This is a genomic window from Leclercia tamurae (assembly GCF_025566055.1).
In the GTDB taxonomy this organism is placed as follows: Bacteria; Pseudomonadota; Gammaproteobacteria; order Enterobacterales; family Enterobacteriaceae; genus Enterobacter; species Enterobacter tamurae.
The window spans coordinates 244,780-266,215 of record NZ_JAMHKS010000073.1; the positions used below are offsets into that span (position 1 = coordinate 244,780).

Annotated in this window: 18 protein-coding genes and 1 pseudogene; 14 read left to right on the forward strand and 5 right to left on the reverse strand. The window is 58.7% G+C overall.

Going from position 1 to position 21,436, the window contains the following annotated elements; translation table 11 throughout:
- Nucleotides 1–2 precede the first annotated feature (2 nt).
- Genes M8318_RS12820 through M8318_RS12840 form a run of 5 tightly spaced genes read left to right on the forward strand, consistent with a single transcriptional unit; the run spans nt 3 to nt 4,592 of the window.
- Complete coding sequence (locus M8318_RS12820) at nt 3–998, forward strand: ABC transporter permease subunit (protein WP_106993966.1); 996 nt, start codon at nt 3–5, stop codon at nt 996–998.
- Nucleotides 999–1,030: 32 nt separating this feature from the next.
- Nucleotides 1,031–1,972, forward strand: a complete 942-nt coding sequence (locus M8318_RS12825) for an ABC transporter substrate-binding protein (protein WP_225759786.1) — start codon at nt 1,031–1,033, stop codon at nt 1,970–1,972.
- A 52-nt stretch (nt 1,973–2,024) separates the two neighbouring features.
- Nucleotides 2,025–2,711, forward strand: coding sequence for a D-lyxose/D-mannose isomerase (locus tag M8318_RS12830; protein ID WP_262663016.1), 687 nt, complete (start codon nt 2,025–2,027; stop codon nt 2,709–2,711).
- A gap of 10 nt (nt 2,712–2,721) precedes the next feature.
- On the forward strand, nt 2,722–3,582 hold the full coding sequence (locus M8318_RS12835) for a ketose 1,6-bisphosphate aldolase (protein ID WP_262663018.1): 861 nt from the start codon (nt 2,722–2,724) through the stop codon (nt 3,580–3,582).
- Nucleotides 3,579–4,592, forward strand: a complete 1,014-nt coding sequence (locus M8318_RS12840) for a carbohydrate kinase family protein (RefSeq protein WP_262663070.1) — start codon at nt 3,579–3,581, stop codon at nt 4,590–4,592. The genes M8318_RS12835 and M8318_RS12840 overlap by 4 nt, the downstream gene beginning before the upstream one ends.
- Here M8318_RS12840 and M8318_RS12845 read toward each other — a convergent pair.
- Entirely contained in the window at nt 4,589–5,320 is a 732-nt protein-coding gene (locus M8318_RS12845; protein ID WP_106993961.1) for a response regulator, read from the reverse strand. The genes M8318_RS12840 and M8318_RS12845 overlap by 4 nt on opposite strands.
- 227 nt (nt 5,321–5,547) lie before the next feature.
- On the opposite strand from M8318_RS12845, the pseudogene fdhF reads away from it, so the two are divergent.
- From fdhF to M8318_RS12860, 3 genes and pseudogenes are all read left to right on the forward strand, one after another.
- Nucleotides 5,548–7,695: pseudogene (gene fdhF, locus M8318_RS12850) on the forward strand (formate dehydrogenase subunit alpha).
- A 323-nt stretch (nt 7,696–8,018) separates the two neighbouring features.
- Nucleotides 8,019–8,171 carry a Hok/Gef family protein gene (locus tag M8318_RS12855; RefSeq protein ID WP_262663019.1) on the forward strand — a complete coding sequence of 51 codons (153 nt, stop codon included), beginning with the start codon at nt 8,019–8,021 and terminating at the stop codon, nt 8,169–8,171.
- Between the two features lie 117 nt (nt 8,172–8,288).
- A complete protein-coding gene (locus M8318_RS12860) occupies nt 8,289–8,963 on the forward strand; it encodes a tetratricopeptide repeat protein (RefSeq protein WP_262663020.1) in 675 nt (224 codons plus the stop codon).
- 66 nt (nt 8,964–9,029) lie between these two features.
- On the opposite strand, the gene gltP is transcribed toward M8318_RS12860, so the two are convergent.
- Nucleotides 9,030–10,343: a glutamate/aspartate:proton symporter GltP gene (gltP, locus tag M8318_RS12865; RefSeq protein ID WP_262663022.1), complete on the reverse strand. Its 1,314-nt coding sequence runs from the start codon at nt 10,341–10,343 to the stop codon at nt 9,030–9,032.
- Between the two features lie 420 nt (nt 10,344–10,763).
- On the opposite strand from gltP, the gene acs reads away from it, so the two are divergent.
- The 3 genes from acs (at nt 10,764) to actP (ending at nt 14,765) form a co-directional block, all read left to right on the forward strand.
- Nucleotides 10,764–12,722 (forward strand): acetate--CoA ligase, encoded by a 1,959-nt coding sequence (gene acs / locus M8318_RS12870; protein ID WP_262663024.1) that lies wholly within the window; start codon nt 10,764–10,766, stop codon nt 12,720–12,722.
- Between the two features lie 82 nt (nt 12,723–12,804).
- Nucleotides 12,805–13,119: a DUF485 domain-containing protein gene (locus M8318_RS12875; RefSeq protein ID WP_261644550.1), complete on the forward strand. Its 315-nt coding sequence runs from the start codon at nt 12,805–12,807 to the stop codon at nt 13,117–13,119.
- Nucleotides 13,116–14,765, forward strand: coding sequence for a cation/acetate symporter ActP (gene actP / locus M8318_RS12880; RefSeq protein ID WP_262663026.1), 1,650 nt, complete (start codon nt 13,116–13,118; stop codon nt 14,763–14,765). The genes M8318_RS12875 and actP overlap by 4 nt, the downstream gene beginning before the upstream one ends.
- Nucleotides 14,766–14,975: 210 nt before the next feature.
- Here the strand turns inward: actP and M8318_RS12885 are convergent, their stop codons facing one another.
- Entirely contained in the window at nt 14,976–16,553 is a 1,578-nt protein-coding gene (locus M8318_RS12885) for a hypothetical protein (RefSeq protein ID WP_262663028.1), read from the reverse strand.
- 47 nt (nt 16,554–16,600) lie between these two features.
- Here M8318_RS12885 and M8318_RS12890 point away from each other — a divergent pair, with 47 nt between their 5' ends.
- The gene (locus tag M8318_RS12890) at nt 16,601–17,896 is read left to right on the forward strand and encodes a Gfo/Idh/MocA family protein (RefSeq protein ID WP_262663029.1); all 1,296 of its coding nucleotides are present in this window, start codon (nt 16,601–16,603) and stop codon (nt 17,894–17,896) included.
- A gap of 50 nt (nt 17,897–17,946) precedes the next feature.
- The gene (locus M8318_RS12895) at nt 17,947–19,224 is read left to right on the forward strand and encodes an ABC transporter substrate-binding protein (protein ID WP_408612247.1); all 1,278 of its coding nucleotides are present in this window, start codon (nt 17,947–17,949) and stop codon (nt 19,222–19,224) included.
- A 76-nt stretch (nt 19,225–19,300) separates the two neighbouring features.
- Here the strand turns inward: M8318_RS12895 and M8318_RS12900 are convergent, their stop codons facing one another.
- Nucleotides 19,301–19,990 (reverse strand): LrgB family protein, encoded by a 690-nt coding sequence (locus M8318_RS12900; RefSeq protein WP_262663033.1) that lies wholly within the window; start codon nt 19,988–19,990, stop codon nt 19,301–19,303.
- Nucleotides 19,983–20,393: a CidA/LrgA family protein gene (locus M8318_RS12905; RefSeq protein ID WP_262663035.1), complete on the reverse strand. Its 411-nt coding sequence runs from the start codon at nt 20,391–20,393 to the stop codon at nt 19,983–19,985. The genes M8318_RS12900 and M8318_RS12905 overlap by 8 nt, the downstream gene beginning before the upstream one ends.
- 101 nt (nt 20,394–20,494) lie before the next feature.
- Here M8318_RS12905 and M8318_RS12910 point away from each other — a divergent pair, with 101 nt between their 5' ends.
- Nucleotides 20,495–21,379, forward strand: a complete 885-nt coding sequence (locus M8318_RS12910; RefSeq protein WP_262663037.1) for a LysR family transcriptional regulator — start codon at nt 20,495–20,497, stop codon at nt 21,377–21,379.
- Nucleotides 21,380–21,436 lie beyond the last annotated feature (57 nt).

Here is a 21,436-nt window from a genome sequence, read left to right on the forward strand (position 1 = left end):
CCATGACGCAACCTAACACTCCGCAACAGGTGGCCAAAGCGGCCTCCGCCAAAAAAATGCTGATGGGCGATCTGATGCAAACCATCGGCATCCTGCCGATATTGATCCTGATTGTCGCGGTATTTGGCTTTATCGCGCCAAACTTCTTCACCGAGAGCAACCTGCTGAACATCACCCGTCAGGCATCGATCAACATCGTGCTGGCGGCGGGGATGACTTTCATCATTTTGACCGGCGGGATCGACCTGTCGGTGGGCTCGATTCTGGGCACCACCGCGGTGGCGGCGATGGTGGTCTCGCTGATGCCGGAGCTGTCGATGCTCTCGGTGCCGGCGGCGCTGATGCTCGGGATGGTGCTGGGACTGTTCAACGGCGCGCTGGTGGCCTTTGCCGGCCTGCCCCCCTTTATCGTCACCCTCGGCACCTATACGGCGCTGCGCGGGGCGGCCTACCTGCTGGCCGACGGCACCACGGTGATCAACTCCAGCATCAGCTTTGAGTGGATCGGCAATAATTATCTCGGGCCGGTGCCGTGGCTGGTGGTCATTGCCCTGGCGGTGATCGCCGTCTGCTGGTTTATCCTGCGCCGCACCACCCTCGGGGTACATATCTACGCGGTGGGCGGCAACATGCAGGCCGCGCGCTTAACGGGTATCAAGGTCTGGATGGTGCTGCTGTTTGTCTACGGCATGAGCGGCCTGCTCTCGGGCCTCGGCGGGGTGATGAGCGCATCCAGGCTCTACAGCGCCAACGGCAACCTCGGCACCGGCTATGAGCTGGACGCTATCGCGGCGGTGATCCTCGGCGGCACCAGCTTCGTCGGCGGGATCGGCACCATCACCGGCACGCTGGTGGGGGCGCTGATTATCGCCACCCTCAACAACGGCATGACGCTGATGGGGGTCTCCTATTTCTGGCAACTGGTGATCAAAGGGGCGGTGATCATCATTGCGGTTCTGATCGATAAGTACCGTACCCGACACCATCAAAGTGCATAACAACAATACCCTACATAACGAGGAAGAAAAGTATGCGTTTAAAACCTCTTGTTACCGCGCTCTGTGCTGGCGCACTGCTCGCAGCAGCCCCGTTTGCCCAGGCCAAAGATCTGAAGTCCATCGGCGTGACGGTGGGCGACCTGGCTAACCCGTTCTTTGTCCAGATCACCAAAGGGGCCGAGCTGGAAGCGCGCAAACTGGCGGGCGATAACGTGAAAGTGACCCTGGTCTCCAGCGGCTACGATCTCGGCCAGCAGGTTTCTCAGATTGATAACTTTATCGCCGCGAAGGTCGATATGATCATTCTCAACGCCGCCGACTCGAAAGGGATCGGCCCGGCGGTGAAGCGCGCGAAAGACGCCGGGATCGTGGTGGTGGCGGTTGACGTAGCGGCAGAGGGTGCCGATGCGACCATCACCTCCAACAACACCCAGGCCGGTGAGATGGCCTGTAAGCTGATCACCGACCGCCTGAAAGGCAAAGGCAACGTGGTGATCATCAACGGACCGCCGGTCTCTGCGGTACAAAACCGGGTCGAAGGCTGCAAGGCCGAATTTAAAAAACATCCGGATATCAAAGTGCTTTCCGATAACCAGAACGCCAAAGGCAGCCGTGACGGCGGACTGGAGGTGATGACCTCCCTGCTGGCCGCCAATCCGAAGATCGACGGCGTATTCGCCATCAACGATCCAACGGCGATCGGTGCCGATCTGGCAGCAAAACAGGCGCAACGTAACGAGTTCTTTATCGTCGGCGTCGATGGCTCGCCGGATGCCGAAGAGGCGCTGAAGCGCGAAAACTCCCTGTTTGTTGCTACCCCGGCGCAGGACCCGCAGGTGATGGCGGCGAAAGCGGTGGAGATCGGCTATGACATTCTGCAGGGCAAACCGGCGCCGAAAGAGCCGGTGCTGATCCCGGTGACGCTGATCGATAAGAGCAACATCGGCAATTACAAGGGCTGGACGGTTAAGTAAGACACTGTGCAGAGCCCCTGATGGGGCTCTGCACATCACTCAAGGAGTCATTATGAAACGCTCCGAAATCAACGAGATCCTTGGCCACACGCGACAGTTTTTCTCGATGCACGATGTGCATCTGCCCCCCTTTGCCAGCTTTCCTCCCACCCGCTGGCAGCAGCTTAACCCTGATGCCTGGCAGGAAGTGTTCGACCTGCGGCTTGGCTGGGACGTGACCGCGTTCGGCGGCGACAACTTTGCGGCGCAGGGCTTAACTCTCTTTGCCCTGCGCAACGGCTCTCCCGGCGGCAAGCCATGGGCCAAATGCTACGCCGAGAAGATCATGCACGTGCGTGAGGGCCAGGTGACCCCCCTGCACTTTCACTGGCGCAAACGCGAGGACATCATCAACCGCGGCGGCGGGAATCTGATCGTCGAGCTGTGGAACACTGATGAAGATGAGCAGAAAGAGGATGGCGATATCAGCGTCGCCATCGACGGATGCCTGCAGACCCACGTGGCGGGCAGCCATATCCGCCTCGCCCCGGGGGAGAGCATCTGCCTGCCGCCCGGTCTGTACCACAGCTTCTGGGGTGAGAAGGGCTTTGGTGACGTGCTGGTGGGTGAAGTCTCCTCTGTGAATGATGACGAGACGGACAACCATTTCCTGCAACCCACCGCCCGCTATAACCACATAGAAGAAAACGAACCGGCCGTGCTGGTCCTGTGCAATGAGTACAGCCTGTTTCGTCAGTAAGGAGTGAATCATGCCGCTTATCTCTCTCGCCGACGGGCTGGCGCACGCCCGCGAGCATCGTTATGCCCTGGGGGCGTTTAACGTCCTCGACTCTCACTTCCTGCGGGCGCTGTTTGCCGCCGCCCGTCAGGAGAACTCGCCCTTTATCATCAACATTGCCGAAGTGCATTTTAAGTATGTCTCGCTCGACTCGCTGGTGGAGGCGGTCAAATTCGAAGCCGCCCGGCATGACATTCCGGTGGTGCTGAACCTCGATCACGGCCTGCATTTCGAGGCGGTGGTGCGGGCGCTGCGCCTGGGATTCAGCTCGGTGATGTTCGACGGCTCCACGCTGAGCTACGAGGAGAACATCCGCCAGACGCGGGAGGTGGTGAAGATGTGCCACGCGGTCGGCGTGTCGGTTGAAGCTGAGCTGGGGGCGGTGGGGGGCGATGAGGGTGGCGCCCTGTACGGCCATGCCGACGAAGCCTTTTTCACCGATCCTGCGCTGGCAAGGGAGTTTGTCGACCAGACCGGCATCGACGCCCTGGCGGTGGCAATCGGCAATGCCCACGGCAAGTACAAGGGCGAGCCAAAGCTCGATTTCGCCCGTCTTGACGCCATCCGCCAGCAGACCGGCCTGCCGCTGGTGCTGCACGGCGGGTCCGGGATCAGCGATGCCGATTTCCGTCGCGCCATTGAGCTGGGGATCCACAAAATTAACTTCTATACCGGCATGTCCCAGGCCGCGCTGGCGGCGATGGAGCAGCGGATGGCCAACCGCCAACCGCTGTACGATGAGTTTGCCGAACTGCTGCTGGGCATCGAAGAGGCAATTACTGACACCGTGGCCGCGCAAATGCGCACCTTTGGCAGCGCGGGGTTTGCATAATGGAACGCCGGGGCATTATCGCGGCGGGCAATATGCTGGTGGATCACGTCCACCAGATTGTGCAGTGGCCGGAGCGCGGCTGGCTGGCGGAGATCGTCCACAGCGAGCGCGCCACCGGGGGTGCGCCCCTCAACGTGCTGTTAACCCTGGCGAAGATGCATGCCGGGCTGCCGCTGCAGGCGGTCGGGCTGGTGGGGGATGACCATGACGGAGATTACATCCTTGCCATGCTCGACCAGTATCACGTCAACCGCCAGCGGGTGCAGCGCACCACCTTTGCCCCCACCTCCATGTCGCAGGTGATGACCGACCCCAGCGGCCAGCGCACCTTTTTCCACTCCCCGGGAGCCAACCGGCTGCTGGATCTGCCCGCCTTCGACCGGCTCGATCACAGCCTGAAGATCTTCCATCTGGGCTATCTCCTGCTGCTGGACAGCCTGGATATGCCGGACGACGAATACGGCACCCGCAGCGCGCGGCTGCTGGCGCAGATGCGCGAGCTGGGGTTTCAGACCTCACTCGACCTGGTGTCGCGCAAGGGCGATCCGCGCTATCAGCCGCTGGTGCTCCCTACCCTGCGCCATCTCGACTATCTGGTGATCAACGAGCTGGAGGCGGGCGAATTCAGCGGCCTGCCGATGCGCGATGACCAGGATGCGCCGGTAATCGCTAATATCGCCGCGGCGGCGGCAGAGCTGCTGACGGCGGGCGTGCAGGCACGGGTGGTGATCCACTGTCCGGAAGGGGCCTGGGGGCAGGAGCCGGACCAGGAGGGAGGCTGGATCCCCTCGTGGCGACTGACCCGGGAGGAGATTGTCGGCAGCGTCGGGGCGGGAGATGCCTTCTGCGCCGGCTTTTTATATGGCTGCCACGAATCGCTGTCGCTGGCGGAGAGCATCCGGATGGCGCATGCCTGCGCGCGGGCCAGCCTGCTGGCAGCCAACGCCATCGACGGGGCGAAAACCCTGTCGGAGCTACAGCTGTTTATTCAGGAGAACCCGCTGGCTTAAGCCGCCCTGTCGCCGTGCTGCACGTCGGCGGCAAAGACGTAGCCCAGCCCGCGGATGGTTTTAATCAGCAGTGGCTGATGGGGGTTGATTTCGATTTTGCGCCGCAGACGCATGATCAGCACGTCGATGGTGCGATCGAACACCTCCGCGCTTTCGCTGTGGGTCAGCTCCAGCAGCTGTTCGCGGCTCAGTACCCGGCGGGCGTTTTGCGTCAGGGCCAGGAGTAGACCGTACTCGCCCTGGGTCAGGGCTACCACGCCGCGCTGCGGGTCAATCAGTTCACAGCGGGTGGTATCCAGCGTCCAGCCGTTAAAGCCGATCCCGGCCACCCGGGCAACGACAGGTTCTGCCGCCAGCGCGCCGGTGCGGCGCAGCACGGCTTTGACCCGCGCCACCACCACCCGGGGGTTGAAGGGCTTGCCGATGTAGTCGTCGGCCCCCATCTCAAGGCCCACCACCACGTCCGACTCACTGCCGAGGCCGGTAAGCATGATCACTGGCAGCTCCGGGCGCTGCTTTTGCAGTTGCTGGAGCACCTGCAAACCGTTGATATCCGGCAGCATCATATCCAGCAACACCAGCGCGATCTCCGGTACCTGCTGCGCCAGCCGCAGGGCATCCTGGCCGTTGTGGCACACATGGACGGTAAAGACGTGCTCGTTGAGCACATCCTGCAACAGTTCGCAGACCGCGGTGTCGTCATCGACCACCAGAATTGCTGGTTTCATCACGGGATTCCATTGGGGAGGTAAAGATCAGTCTGGCCCATTCTGTGCAAGGCTCCAGCCAAAACGTCTTTTCCGTCACGGATCTTCAACCGCCGTCACATCCCCATCGCTTCCGCTGTCGCAATTTTTGACGCGGGCCTGTTTTCCGTCAGGGTTTTGACCCGGATTCGCCCGTAAAGTCAGGGGAAACCTACATGTCAGCATCATTTGAATCTGGAGCGAGACCGATGAAAAACGTCATCACGGTGTGCCCCTATTGCGCCTCAGGATGCAAGATCAACCTGGTGGTCGATAACGGCAACATCATCCGGGCGGAGGCAGCCGAAGGGAAAACCAACCAGGGCAAGCTGTGCCTGAAGGGCTACTACGGCTGGGATTTTATTAACGACACCCAAATCCTCACCCCGCGGCTGAAAAGCCCGATGATTCGCCGCGAACGCGGCGGCAGGCTGGAGTCCGTCTCCTGGGATGAGGCGCTGGACTATGTCGCCCATCGCCTTAGCGAGATTAAGGCGCAGCACGGTCCGGATGCGATCCAGACCACCGGCTCCTCGCGCGGCACCGGGAATGAAACCAACTACCTGATGTAAAAATTTGCCCGGGCGGTGATTGGTACTAACAACGTCGACTGCTGCGCACGCGTCTGACACGGCCCTTCGGTTGCAGGTCTGCACCAGTCGGTCGGGAATGGCGCCATGAGCAATGCCATCAACGAGATTGATAACACTGCGTTAGTGTTTATTTTTGGCTATAACCCGGCGGATTCGCACCCGATTGTCGCCAATCATATTCTGCGCGCGAAGCAGAACGGGGCGAAAATCATTGTCTGCGATCCGCGGCGCATCGAAACCGCGCGTATTGCCGATATGCACATTGCGTTGCGAAACGGCTCGAACATCGCCCTGCTTAATGCCATCGGCCACGTGATTATTGCCGAGAACCTCTACGATCGGGCCTTCGTCGCCACCCGTACGGAAGGCTTTGATGCGTACCGTCAGATTGTGGAACGCTACACGCCGGAGTCGGTCGAGGCCATTACCGGCGTGAGCGCGCGGGAGATCCGCCAGGCTGCCCGGATGTATGCCCGGGCGAAAACGGCCACCCTGCTATGGGGGATGGGCGTGACCCAGTTCTGGCAGGGGGTGGAGACCGTGCGTGCGCTGACCAGCCTTGCCATGCTGACCGGCAACCTCGGCAAAGCCCACGTCGGGGTTAATCCGGTGCGGGGACAGAATAACGTCCAGGGTGCCTGCGATATGGGGGCGCTGCCGGATACCTACCCGGGCTACCAGTTTGTTAAATACCCGGAAAACCGCGAGAAGTTCGCCCGCGCCTGGGGCGTGGAGAGCCTGCCGGCGCACCCCGGCTACCGTATCAGCGAGCTGCCGCACCGCGTGGCCCACAAAGAGGTGCGGGCGGCGTACATCATGGGGGAAGATCCGCTCCAGACCGATGCTGAGCTTTCGGCAGTGCGTCAGGCGTTTGCCGATCTTGAGCTGGTGATTGTGCAGGATATCTTTATGACCAAAACCGCGGCGGTGGCGGATGTTGTTCTACCCTCCACCTCGTGGGGCGAGCATGAAGGGGTCTACACCGCCGCCGACCGCGGCTTCCAGCGCTTTTTTAAAGCGGTGGAACCGAAGTGGGATCTGAAAACCGACTGGCAGATTATCAGTGAGATCGCCACCCGGATGGGCTACCCGATGCACTACGACAACACGCAGCAAATCTGGGACGAGCTGCGCCAGCTGTGTCCGGGCTTTAAAGGGGCGACCTACGAGAAGATGGGCGAGCTGGGCTATATCCAGTGGCCATGCCGGGACGAGTCGCCGGAGGACCAGGGCACCTCGTACCTGTTTGCGGAGAAATTCGACACCCCGAACGGGCTGGCGCAGTTCTTCACCTGCGACTGGATGGCCCCCATCGATAAGCTGGATGACGACTATCCGATGGTGCTCTCCACCGTGCGCGAAGTGGGCCACTACTCCTGCCGCTCGATGACCGGCAACTGCGCGGCGCTGTCGGCGCTGGCGGATGAGCCCGGCTATGTGCAGATCAACACCGAGGATGCTGCGCGTCTGGGCATTGAAGATGAGGCGCTGGTGTGGGTCAACTCCCGCAAAGGCCGGGTCATCACCCGCGCCCAGGTAAGCGATCGGCCAAACGTCGGTGCGGTATACATGACCTACCAGTGGTGGATCGGGGCCTGCAACGAACTGGTGACGGAAAACCTCAGCCCGATAACCAAAACGCCGGAATATAAATATTGTGCCGTGCGCATCGAGCCGATTGCGGATCAATCTGCCGCCGAGCACTATGTGATTGAAGAATATAATAAGCTGAAAAACCGTTTACGTGAGACGGCTATGAGTTGATGCAATTAAAGGAGTAATTAATAAAATGGGGTGAAATATTCACCCCGTTTTTATTTGCATAATAGAAATAATATATGGTGAATATTATTTTGCGAGCAGCATTCCAGAGAAATGTAATTTCACCTAAAAGGAATTACATCTTTTCTTTTTAGTTCATAGGGATAAGATTAACGGCGGGTGCTTAAGGCTTTCTGTCTTGAGCATAAGTTGAGGGACAGAAAGTGAAAAACCCCGGAAATGTTTCCATTAACCGGGGGCTATCCCTCAACTCCACACAAGTTGAGGATAGCCCCTTACTCTTTTATTAGCAAGGAGAAAAGGGCATGACGCCATTAAAAACCGTGTTAGGTATAATAGTTATTATTTGCCTGACCATAATAATATTCACCTTTATTAATCGCGGCACGTTATGCGAACTGACAATAAAGAGTGAAAAATATGAAGTGGCGACTAAATTAGCCTGCGCAGCAGGCTAACGTCAGCGGGCGGGGAAACCCGCCCGGCTTGTGGGGAGGGGAGGTCTTAACGCACCCATTTTTTTCTTCTCATACCGCGCTTATACTGCCCGTTATCTACCCCTACGAAAATAACGCATGAAACCTCTTTATCTGTTGTTGATCCTTTTTTCTTCCCTGGTTTGCGCCGAGGAGATTGGCGGCCAGTACCTGAAGCAGGCTGAGGCGGGCGACAGCCGGGCTCAGTATTATCTTGCCGAAACCTATTACAGCTCGGGTGATGATAAGCAGGCCGAAGCCTGGGCCGAGAAAGCGGCTAAAAACGGTGACGTGGATGCCATGGCGCTGCTGTCGCAAATCAAGTTTAAACATGGCGATCTGGCGCAGGCGAAAGGACTGGCGCAGCAGGCCACCGTGGCGGGCAGTTCACCGGGTGCAGTGATGCTGGCGCGTTTACTGGTGAATACCGGGGCCGGGCAAACCGACTACCCGCAGGCGCTGACCTTACTGCATAAGGTCGCCGGGAATACCGAGGATGACGCCGCCGTTGATGCCCAACTGCTGCTGGGGCTGATCTACGCCAACGGCGTGGAAGTCGCGCAGGATGACGTCCAGGCCGCCCAGTGGTTCAAGCAGAGCTCCACCCTCTCGCGCACGGGTTACGCGGAATACTGGGCAGGCCAGGTGTTTCACCAGGGGGAGGCTGGTTTTATCACGCCGAATAAACAGAAGGCGCTGTACTGGTTAAATCTGAGCTGTAGCGAAGGCTTTGATACGGGGTGCGAGGAGTTTGATACGTTAAGCGGGGAGTAGTGCGGTCTGCATGCCGGGGGCGCTTCGCTTGCCCGGCCTACGATGCTGTAGGCCGGGCAATGCACTTTACTGGTCTGCCGTCTTATCGAAACGACCCAGCACCTCGCGTTCATACGCCAGGGCTTTCTTGCGGTCGAATTTGTGTTCCCACTTGGCAATCACCAGCACCGCCAGGGCATTACCCACCACGTTCAGGGCGGTACGCGCCATGTCGAGGATACGGTCAACACCGGCGATAAACGCCAGCCCTTCCAGCGGAATACCCACGCTGCCCAGCGTTGCCAGCAGTACCACAAACGACACGCCCGGCACGCCAGCAATCCCTTTCGAGGTCACCATCAGGGTCAGTACGAGAACAATTTCCTGCCACAGGGAGAGGTCGATACCGTACAGCTGAGCGATAAAGATCGCGGCGATACTCTGGTACAGCGTCGAGCCGTCGAGGTTAAACGAGTAACCGGTCGGCACCACGAAGCTGGTGATCGACGCCGGCGCCCCGTAGGCTTCCATCTTCTCAATAATACGCGGCAGCACGCTCTCGGAGCTGGCGGTGGAGTACGCCAGAATCAGCTCGTCTTTCAGGATGCGGATCAGGATCCAGATGCTCAGGCCACACATCCGCGCCACCAGCCCCAGCACCACCAGGGCGAAGAACAGGATCGCGAAGTGAACCAGCAGCACCAGCTTCGCCAGCGGCCACAGGGAGGCAAAGCCGAAGTTCGCTACCGTCACCGAGATCAGCGCGAACACCCCGACCGGCGCATAACGCATCACCATGTGGGTCACTTTGAACATGGTTTCAGAGATGGAGCGGAACACGGTCACCAGCGGCTCGCGATGGGTGGACGGCAGTGACGCCAGCCCCAGACCAAACAGCACCGAGAAGAAGATGATCGGCAGCATTTCGCCTTTCGCCATCGATGCCACGATATTGGTCGGCACCAGCGACAGGATGGTTCCCATCAGGCCATGAGAATGGCTTTGCACATCGGCGGTTGTGCTTTGGTATTTCGAAATATCCACCGTCGCCAGCTGCGACATATCAATGCCCGCGCCAGGCTGGAACACATTCGCCAGCGTGATGCCGAGTATGATCGCCACCGTAGTGATCACTTCGAAATAAAATATGGTTTTTGCACCGATGCGGCCCAGCTGCTTCGCATCACCGACCCCGGCAATCCCTACCACCAGCGTCGAGATAACAATCGGCACCACAATCATCTTGATCAGATGGATAAAGATATCACCGGCTGGCGACAGTAAGTTGGCGATCAGCCATTCGCGGCTGTCACTGTGATAATGCAGATAACTACCCAGCAAGATACCCAGCACAAGGGCCAGCAAAATTTGCCAGGCAAGGCTGACTTTCAAATTTTTCATGACAAGAAACTTCCTCAATGAAGTGTTCGTACTCGTAAAACGATGGGGACGACACATACTGAAAGGGTATGAATTGTGTTGCGTTCATTTATGGGGTTTTTTAACGCGCCGTATCAGTACCATTTGCACGGCATGCTGCGCAAGCCTTTAAGAACGAGGCATTTGACTGACAAAAGGCGTTATCACGCTAATTTGTATTAGTCATGATAAATAACCTTTTGTTATAAAAACGCTTTTTTATCCATAAATGTAAATAATCCGCAAGAGTAATTATTTTTCTGCAAAGTGTCATTTGCTCAATTTTCGAACTCTTTAATTTTTGCGTGATCTGTCGCCCAAATAGTAAACAAAGGTCTCAAAGCCCCTACTATTAACGTTTTTGCGACATATTATTAACATTCTACAAGGAGAACAAAAACCATGAGCCAGGTCCATAAACACGACATTCCCGCAAATATTGCGGACCGCTGCCTGATTAATCCGGAGCAGTACCAGGAGAAGTATCAGCTCTCTATTACTAACCCTGACGCCTTCTGGGGCGAGCAGGGCAAAATCCTTGACTGGATCACGCCATATCAGACGGTCAAGAACACCTCTTTTGCCCCCGGCAACGTCTCTATTAAATGGTATGAAGACGGCACGCTGAACCTCGCCGCCAACTGCCTGGATCGTCATCTCGCCGAGCGCGGCGACCAGACGGCAATCATCTGGGAAGGCGATGACGCTACCCAGAGCAAAAAAATCACCTACCGCGAACTGCACCGCGACGTCTGCCGCTTTGCCAACGTCCTGCTGGCCCAGGGCATCAAAAAAGGCGACGTGGTGGCTATCTATATGCCAATGGTGCCGGAAGCGGCCGTGGCGATGCTGGCCTGCGCCCGCATCGGCGCCGTGCACTCTGTGATCTTCGGCGGCTTCTCGCCGGAAGCGGTGGCTGGACGCATTATCGACTCCAGCTCAAAACTGGTGATCACCGCCGATGAAGGCGTGCGTGCTGGTCGTGCCGTTCCGCTGAAAAAGAACGTCGACGACGCGCTGAACAACCCGAACGTAAACACCGTTAACAGCGTGATTGTGCTGAAGCGCACCGGCAATGCTGTTGAATGGCATGAGGGACGCGACCTGTGGTGGAGCGACCTGATTGAACAGGCCAGCGACCAGCACCAGCCGGAAGCGATGAACGCGGAAGATCCGCTGTTTATCCTTTATACCTCCGGCTCTACCGGCAAGCCGAAGGGGGTGTTGCACACCACCGGCGGCTATCTGGTCTATGCCGCCACCACCTTCAAGTATGTCTTTGATTATCATCAGGGCGACATCTACTGGTGTACCGCCGACGTGGGCTGGGTCACCGGTCACAGCTATCTGCTGTATGGCCCGCTGGCCTGCGGCGCGACCACCCTGATGTTCGAAGGGGTGCCAAACTGGCCGACCCCGGCGCGCATGAGCCAGGTGGTGGACAAACATCAGGTCAATATTCTCTATACCGCCCCGACCGCGATCCGCGCGCTGATGGCCGAGGGCGACAAGGCGATTGAAGGGACCGACCGCTCCTCCCTGCGCATCCTCGGATCCGTGGGCGAGCCGATCAACCCGGAAGCCTGGGAGTGGTACTGGAAGAAGATCGGTAACGAGAAGTGCCCGGTCGTCGATACCTGGTGGCAGACCGAAACCGGCGGGTTCATGATCACCCCGCTGCCGGGCGCTACCCAGCTGAAAGCCGGCTCCGCGACCCGTCCGTTCTTTGGCGTCCAGCCTGCGCTGGTGGATAACGAAGGGAACGCCCTGGAAGGGGCTACCGAAGGCAACCTGGTGATCGTCGACTCCTGGCCAGGCCAGGCGCGGACCCTGTTCGGCGATCACGATCGCTTCGAGCAGACCTATTTCTCCACCTTCAAAAACATGTACTTCAGCGGCGACGGCGCCCGTCGGGATGAAGACGGTTACTACTGGATCACCGGCCGCGTGGACGACGTGCTGAACGTCTCCGGCCACCGTCTGGGCACCGCCGAGATTGAATCGGCGCTGGTGTCACATCCGAAGATTGCCGAAGCGGCGGTGGTCGGCATTCCACACAGCATCAAAGGCCAGGCGATCTACGCTTACGTCACGCTGAATCATGGTGAAGAGCCGTCGCCAGAGCTGTATACCGAAGTGCGTAACTGGGTGCGAAAAGAGATTGGCCCGCTTGCCACCCCGGACGTGCTGCACTGGACCGACTCGCTGCCGAAAACCCGTTCCGGCAAGATCATGCGCCGTATTCTGCGCAAAATCGCCGCGGGTGATACCAGCAACTTAGGCGATACCTCAACGCTCGCCGATCCTGGCGTGGTGGACAAACTGCTCGAAGAGAAGCAGGCCATCGCAATGCCATCGTAAAAGCACTCCCCCTCACCCTAGCCCTCTCCCCATAGGGGAGAGGGGATAAAAACAAACCTACCTTACCTCTGGAGATTCTGTGATGAATGATAATATTTGTCAGCAGATAGAGAATAGTGCGCACTACAGGGAGCTCGTAGAAAAACGGCAACGGTTTGCCTACATGCTATCTATCATCATGCTGATCATTTACGTTGGCTTTATTCTGCTCATCGCCTTCGCCCCACAATGGCTCGGCACCCCTCTGCATCCGGGTACCAGCGTGACCCGCGGGATCCCCATTGGCGTCGGTGTCATTTTGATCTCTTTCGCCCTGACCGGGGTGTATATCTGGCGGGCAAATGGTGAGTTTGACCGTCTGAACAAAGCTGTGCTGCGCGAGGTAAAAGCATCATGAAGAGAGTCCTGACGGCGCTCGCCGCCACGCTACCCTTTGCAGCCAACGCAGCGGATGCCATTAGCGGTGCAGTCCAGCGCCAGCCAACCAACTGGCAGGCAATTATCATGTTCCTGGTGTTTGTCGTGTTTACGCTCGGTATTACCTACTGGGCGTCAAAACGCGTGCGCTCCCGTAACGACTATTACACCGCCGGGGGCAATATCACCGGTTTCCAGAACGGGCTGGCGATTGCGGGCGACTATATGTCTGCCGCGTCGTTCCTCGGCATCTCCGCGCTGGTATTTACCTCCGGGTATGACGGGCTGATCTACTCCCTGGGCTTCCTGGTGGGCTGGCCGATCATTCTGTTCCTGATCGCCGAGCGCCTGCGCAACCTGGGCAAATACACCTTTGCCGACGTCGCCTCCTATCGCCTGAAACAGGGGCCGATTCGTGTTCTCTCCGCCTGCGGTTCGCTGGTGGTGGTGGCGCTGTACCTGATCGCCCAGATGGTGGGTGCCGGTAAGCTGATCCAACTCCTGTTCGGCCTGAACTACCACATCGCTGTGGTGCTGGTGGGCGTGCTGATGGTGATGTACGTTCTGTTCGGCGGCATGCTCGCCACCACCTGGGTGCAGATCATCAAAGCGGTGCTGCTGCTGTTCGGCGCCAGCTTTATGGCCTTTATGGTGATGAAGCACGTCGGGTTCAGCTTCAATAACCTGTTTGCCGAAGCGATGGCGGTGCACCCGAAAGGGGAAGCGATCATGAGCCCGGGCGGACTGGTAAAAGATCCGATATCCGCCCTGTCCCTGGGTCTGGGACTGATGTTTGGTACCGCCGGTTTACCGCATATCCTGATGCGTTTCTTCACGGTGTCCGATGCCCGCGAGGCGCGTAAGAGCGTCTTCTTCGCCACCGGTTTTATGGGTTATTTCTATATTCTGACCTTTATCATCGGCTTTGGCGCCATCATGTTGGTGGGCGCGAACCCGGCGTTTAAAGACGCGACGGGCGCACTGATTGGCGGCAACAACATGGCGGCGGTCCATCTGGCGAATGCCGTCGGCGGTAACCTGTTCCTTGGCTTTATCTCGGCAGTGGCTTTCGCCACCATTCTGGCGGTGGTTGCTGGTCTGACGCTGGCGGGCGCGTCTGCGGTCTCCCATGACCTCTACGCGAACGTGTTCCGTAAAGGCGCCAGTGAACGTGATGAGCTGCGGGTGTCCAAAATCACCGTGCTGGTGCTGGGCGTCGTCGCTATTCTGCTGGGGATCCTGTTCGAGAATCAGAACATCGCCTTTATGGTGGGTCTGGCCTTCTCGATTGCGGCAAGCTGTAACTTCCCGATCATTCTGCTCTCCATGTACTGGTCAAAATTGACCACCCGTGGAGCGATGGTGGGTGGCTGGCTGGGGCTGTTGACCGCGGTGATCCTGATGGTGCTCGGCCCGACCATCTGGGTACAGGTGCTCGGTCATGCCAGCGCAATCTTCCCTTACGAATACCCGGCGCTGTTCTCCATCGCCGTGGCCTTCATTGGGATCTGGTTCTTCTCCGCCACCGATAACTCGGCGGAAGGTAATCTGGAGCGTGAGAAGTTCCGCGCCCAGTTTATTCGCTCTCAAACCGGCCTGGGTGTTGAACAGGGCCGCGCGCACTAAAATCCCCTCCCCGGCCGCTGGTCGGGGATCACATTTTTTTCCCCTTCTGGTGATGTTTATCACGTCACCAGAACGGAAAAAGCCGATACGCATCACAGGCTTTATCTGCGATCCGCAAAGGCCATCACACTTTTCCCGATTTCACGCCAATCTTCCGCTTTCCCTCTGCCCCCCGTACAGACAATCCCCCTCTCAGTTTTTATGCTGTAGTTACAGCGACTCGCTCAGGCTTCTGGCAAAGCGCTCCAGCCGATCCGGGCTCAGCAACAGCGGCAGGAATAACGGGCCGCTGGCGGGCGGGTCCGCCAGCCAGCGATCCAGGGTGTCGGTGTAGTCAAGCAGCCGCTGCTGATGCTTCTGCAGGGTGTCAGCGGGCAGACTGTTGGCGCCGTAATGGTCGAGCCACAGCACGTCGGTCACCGCGGCGGCCACGTGGGAGAACATCTGGCTGTAGATCTCCGCGCTGCGCCAGGCGGCGAGCAGGATCGCCAGGGTGTCGTCCGGGCAGGTAATACGCGGCATCAGCTCACGCAGGTTGTGCAGCGTGCGTGATGCGAGGAAGCAAGCGGCCTCTTTCTCCAGCGCCATCCGCTCCCGCTGCTCTTTACCCAGCGTGGGATCGTCAGTGGGCATCAGCGGCTGCCAGGCGTGCAGCCAGTTGGCGCTACGAGTGTCCATATGCAGCAGTTGCTGCGCCTGGGCGATGCTCTCCGGGATCTGGCTCTGATAGTGCAGCCGTCGCCCGAGAAGGTTCGGCGTTTTGCACAGCCAGTCATAGCTGGCGTGGACGATAGCCGAGAGCTGATGCTTGTCTTGCAGAGAGCGAAAGCCGAGCTGATGGTGCGCCGCCCAGCGATCGAAGGTGGCGGGCAGCGCCGCATCGGCGGCCTGATTAGCGGCGGTGAGACCGAACAGATTGATGGCGTTGGCGGAGTCCATCACCCGGCTGTCGGGCAGCCACTGCCAGCTCACGCGGGAGGTGATGGCTTCGATTTCGTTTTCGGCGGCGCTGAGCGCCCAGCTTAAGCGGCCGCTGATCTCATCGCCCAGATAGCACGGCAGCGCGGTCCAGCCGTAGCCAGTGCCGAAGAGGTCATACTCGATCCACTTTTTATGCCCCGGCAGGGTGGCGATGTGCGGGTGGTTGGCAAAGCCGGGGTGGTAATCCAGCTCGGTGGCTTTTACCGAGGCGCGCACGTCGTCCGGCAGCGTCGCCAGAATGTTAGCGAGCTGCTGGCGTGGCCAGCTGTTATCAATGAAGTCGCGCAGGATCAGCTTTTTGCCCCGGGCGCGCAGCAGGCTCCAGACATCATGCAGGCTTTGCTGCCAGCGGGTGGTCTGAAAGTCCGGCGTCGTCAGGCTGAGAATAAGCCCGCTGAGATGGGGCAAGGCGTGTAATAGCGGATGCAATATGGCGGCATAAAAACGGTGCCAGAAATCCGGCGCGCTTTTTTCGTCGAACGTCAGTTCAGGAAATTTACGCTTAATAATGTCGTCATTGGGCGCGGCCTCCCCCTGAAGCCAGAACGACAGGTTATTTTCCGCCAGATAACGATCGACGCGGGTTAAATATTGCAGGGCGTAATTTTGCTGATGAATAAGGTTCTCGACATTGAGTTTTTGACTTAACGGCGAGGGCGTCGCAAGTACTGAAAGCAGTTCCTGTTGGTGCAGGATGATCCCAGTGAAACCGTGCTGTTTCGCGCTTTTTACCCCCTGAATAAACCAGGGCCAGTGCCAGATAAAAGTGCTGTTCAGCTCCATCAACTGATGTGGAATACGTTTCATTGATTCACCTTGCTGATATTTATTTTCTCATCTTAATCGAGGATGCCATGAAAAAATATGCTCTGGTCGGAACCGGTGGTCGTGCGGGTTTATATATTTCCGCCATTGGCGGTGCCTGGCGGCAAAATGCCAGAATGGTCGCGTTTTGCGATACCAACACCACGCGGATGCACTACGCTAATCAGCTATTAAAAAACGAAGGGGCTGAGCCGGTTTCCACCTGGCAGGCGGCGCAGTTTGAGGAGATGATCCGCGAAACGCGTCCTGATGTAGTTATCGTCACCACCATGGATCGTACCCATGACGACTACATCGTTCGCGCCCTGCACGCCGGCTGCGATGTGATCACCGAAAAGCCGATGACCATCGATGAACAGCGCGCCCTGCGCATTCTCGACGCTATCGAAGAGACCGGCCGCAGCGTGCGGGTGGCCTTTAACTACCGCTACGCCCCGCACCACAGCAAGGTGCGCGAGCTGCTGATGCAGGGGACGATCGGCACCGTCACCTCGGTACACTTCGAGTGGCTGCTCAACACCGAACACGGCGCGGACTACTTCCGCCGCTGGCATCGGGAAAAACGCAACAGCGGCGGCCTGCTGGTGCACAAATCCACCCATCACTTCGATCTGATGAACTTCTGGCTCGGCAGCTACCCGGAGCGGGTTTACGCCGAAGGCAGCCTGCAGTTCTATGGCCGGGAGAACGCCGAGAAGCGCGGCGTGACGCACTTCTACCCGCGCGCCCACGGCTTTGCCGAGTCGAAAGCGGATCCCTTCGCCCTGCAGATGGCGGGTAACGCCCAGCTGAAAGCGCTCTATCTCGACGCCGAGCACGAAGATAACTACTTCCGCGACCAGAGCGTGTTCAGCGACGGCATCACCATCGAAGATACCCTCTCAGTGCTGGTGAAGTACCAGAACCAGGTCCAGCTCACCTACTCCCTCAACGCCTACCTGCCGTGGGAAGGGCTGAACGTGGTCTTTAACGGCACCGAAGGTCGCCTGGAGATGAAGATCGTTGAGAAATCTTACGTTAACGCCGGGGGCGAACGTGAAAACGAGGGCAGCCTGGAGCAGTGCGATCTTACTGTCTTCCCGATGTTTGCCGAACCCTGGAAGGCCGAATTCAGCCTTGGTGAAGGGGGGCACGGCGGTGGCGACAACGCCATGCTGGCGGATCTGTTTGGTGCACCGGGCCACGACCCGCTGCAGCGCGCGGCCGACCACCGGGCCGGGGCGATGTCGATTCTCACCGGCATTGCGGGGAATATTTCCATGCAGCAGCGGCGTCCGGTCAACTTTAAGGAGTTTGAGCTGGTTTCCCGTCTGACGAAACGCTAAGGGCGCTGGACCGTTATTCACCTGCTTAATAATAAAAGGCCCGGAGAAAAATAATGAATAAACTCCTGTCAGGTGTCATCGCATCGCTGTTATTTTCCTGTACCTCCACCTGGGCGCAGCCCGTTGAATTACGCATGTCGTGGTGGGGTGGCAACAGCCGCCACCAGGCCACGCTAAAGGCGCTGGAAGCCTTCGAAAAAGCGCATCCAGAGATCAAAGTGAAGGCCGAATACACTGGCTGGGACGGGCATCTTTCGCGCCTGACCACCCAGATGGCGAGCGGCACCGAGCCGGATGTGATGCAGACCAACTGGCCGTGGCTGATCGTCTTTTCCAAAAACGGCGAAGGCTATTACGATCTCGACAAGCTGAAAGCGGAGCTCGATTTAAGCCAGTACCAGGCGCAGGATCTGCAATCCACCACCATCAAAGGCAAGCTTAACGGCCTGCCGATCTCGGTCAACGCCCCAGTCTTTTACTACAACGACGTCACCTGGCAGAAAGCCGGGCTGGCGTACCCGAAAACCTGGGACGACTTTTTTGCCGCCGGGAAAACCTTCCAGCAAAAGCTCGGCAATAACTACTATCCCTACGCGATGGTCGATCAGGACGTCATCCTGCTGCTCAATGCGTACATGATGCAGAAGCACCAGAAGCCGATGTTCAACAGTGACGGCACCTTCGCCTGGAACGACGCCCAGTGGGAGGAGGCCTTCAGCTTTGTGAAGCGCCTGAGCGACGATCGCGTTCTCCCGTCGCCAAAGACCCTCTCCTCCTACGGCAAAGGCAATATCTATGAGATGAAGCCGTGGATTAACGGCGAATGGGGCGGTCTGTTCACCTGGAACATCACCATCCGCATGTTTGCCAACAACATGACGCCGCCGGCAAAGCTGGTGCTGGGGGACTACGTGATGCAGCCCGGGACGGAGGAATCAGGGGTCTACTTCAAAACGGCGCAGATGCTGTCGGTAGCGAAATCCACGAAGCATCCAAAAGAGGCGGCGATACTGGTGAACTACCTGCTAAACGATCCGCAGTCGGTGGACGCTCTGGGGCTGGAGCGCGGCATTCCGCTCAACAAGGCGGCGGAAACGCAGCTTACGGCGAAAGGGGTGATTGACCCGCAGGATCCGGTGATTGCCGGGTTGCGTCAGGCGCAGGCGCTGCACACCACCGTCGTCGCCACGCCTTATATTGAGGATTTGCAGGTGATCGACCAGTTCACCTCCGCGCGGGAAAAACTGGAGATGGGCCAGGCCCCCGCCCAGGTCGCGGCGGATTTCCGACAGAAGGTGGAGCGGATTGTGCGGCGGTTAAACCGTTAGCCTTGCCGGGTGGCGCTGCGCTTACCCGGCCGACAATACCGTAGGCCCGTGCAAGCGCAGCGCCGCCGGGCAAAAATCAGAACATCAACCAGCCCACCAGCGGGGCCACCAGCACCATCACCACGCCGGAGAGCATCATCACCAGGCTTGCCACCACGCCCTCCTGCTGGCCCAGCTCATAGGAGCGGGCGGTGCCTGCTCCATGGGAGGCCGCGCCAAACCCGGCTCCTTTCGCCATCCCTTCGCGGATCGAGAGCCGCAAAAACAGCATGTCCCCCACCGCCATGCCAAACACTCCGGTCACCACCACGAACAGCGCCACCAGATCCGGCTGCCCGCCGAGGGGTTTTGCCGCCGCCAATGCAAAGGGGGTGGTGACGGAGCGCACCGCCAGGCTGCGCTGGATCTCATCCGACAGCGTAAACAGCCGCGCCAGCCAGACCGAGCTGGTGACGGCCACCACCGTGGCGGTGATCACCCCGGCAGAGAGCGACATCCAGTGGCGTCTGATCACCGCCAGGTTGTCATACACCGGTACCGCAAAGGCGATGGTCGCCGGGCCGAGCAGCCACAGCAGCCAGTGCGCTTCGCCGATATAGTTCTGCCAGGAGATATGGCCCCACACCAGCATCATCACCAGCAGAATCGGGGTGAAGACCAGCGGCATCAGGGGCAGTTTGCGAAAGCGGCGATACAGGCGCTTGTTGGCGAAATAGATAATCAGAGTCACCACCAGGCAGAGGACGCTGACCTGAAAGTTAGTCATGTTTCTGCCTGCTGATTTCATAGCGATAGACTTTATCCACCACCCACGCGGTAGCCCCCAGCACCATCAGCGTGCTCAGGGCGATCACGGCAAAGATACGCCAGCCGTCCACCATCAGTAGCTGGACGTAATTGACCACCGCCACCACCGCCGGCACAAAAAAGAGCAGCATCTCCGCCAGCAGCCAGCGCGAACCGGCCCGCACCCAGTTCAGGGGAATGACGCGACAGAGGATCAGGCTGAACATCAGCACCATCCCGACCAGATTGGCAGGCAATGGCAGATGGAGCCAGCTAACAAGGTATTCAGCGAAGACAAAAAGACCCGCGTAAAGCAGTACCTGAATCGGTACCTGGAGTCGTTGCACGACGGCAGGCGTAACGCGACCTAACGCCACGGTCATGGGGGATTTCCTCAAAATGAGATGGAGAGCCAGTATAGTCAGCGCCCGTAATTGACTGAAATGAATTAAAATCATCAAAGGTATAGTTTCGAGGAATAGTCATGGACATACGCACGCTGCGTTACTTTGTCGAAGTGGTCCGCCAGCAGAGTTTCACCCGCGCCGCGGAGAAGCTTTTTGTCACTCAACCCACCATCAGCAAAATGCTGAAAAACCTCGAAGATGAACTGAACTGTACCCTGCTGATCCGCGACGGGCGCAAGCTGCTGTTAACCGACACTGGCCGGGTGGTGTTTGAGCGCGGGCTGGCGATCCTCGCCGAGTTTCGCCAGCTGGAGGCCGAGCTGGGCGACATCAACCACCTCAATAAGGGAGTACTGCGCCTCGGAATTCCGCCGATGGTGGGGATGATGATGGCCGGGCCGATCGGCCTGTTTCGCCAGCGCTATCCCGGCGTGGAGCTGAAAATTTCTGAATTTGGTGGGTTAACCGTCCAGCAGGCGGTGATCAACGGCGAGCTGGATCTGGCGATGACCGCCCTGCCGGTGGAGGAGGATAGCGGCCTGACGGCCCTGCCGCTGTTCAGCCACCCGCTGTGCGTGCTGGTGCCGCGCTCCGGCAACTGGTTGACGCTCGACGCCATCAATCCGGAGCTGCTGGCCGAGCATCCTCTGCTGATCTACAACGAAGATTTCGCCCTCAGCCGCCAGCTGATGCAGCTCTTCAGCCAGCACGGGGTTAAGCCGCGCATCGCGGTGCGCAGCGGGCAGTGGGATTTTCTGGCGGCGATGGTACAGGCGGGGGTGGGGATTGCGATATTGCCGCAGCCGATCTGCGAGCGGCTGGATAAAAACACGCTGCGCTGGATACCGCTCCAGAGCGATCTGCACTGGCAGCTGGGGATGATCTGGCGGGAAGGGGTCTATCTGTCGAACAGCGCCCAGGCGTGGTTGAAATGCTGTGAAGGGTTTTGGGTTGGGGAATAACGCCGGGTGGCGGCTTCGCCTTACCCGGCCTACGGTTTAGTAAGCCCGGTAAGCGTA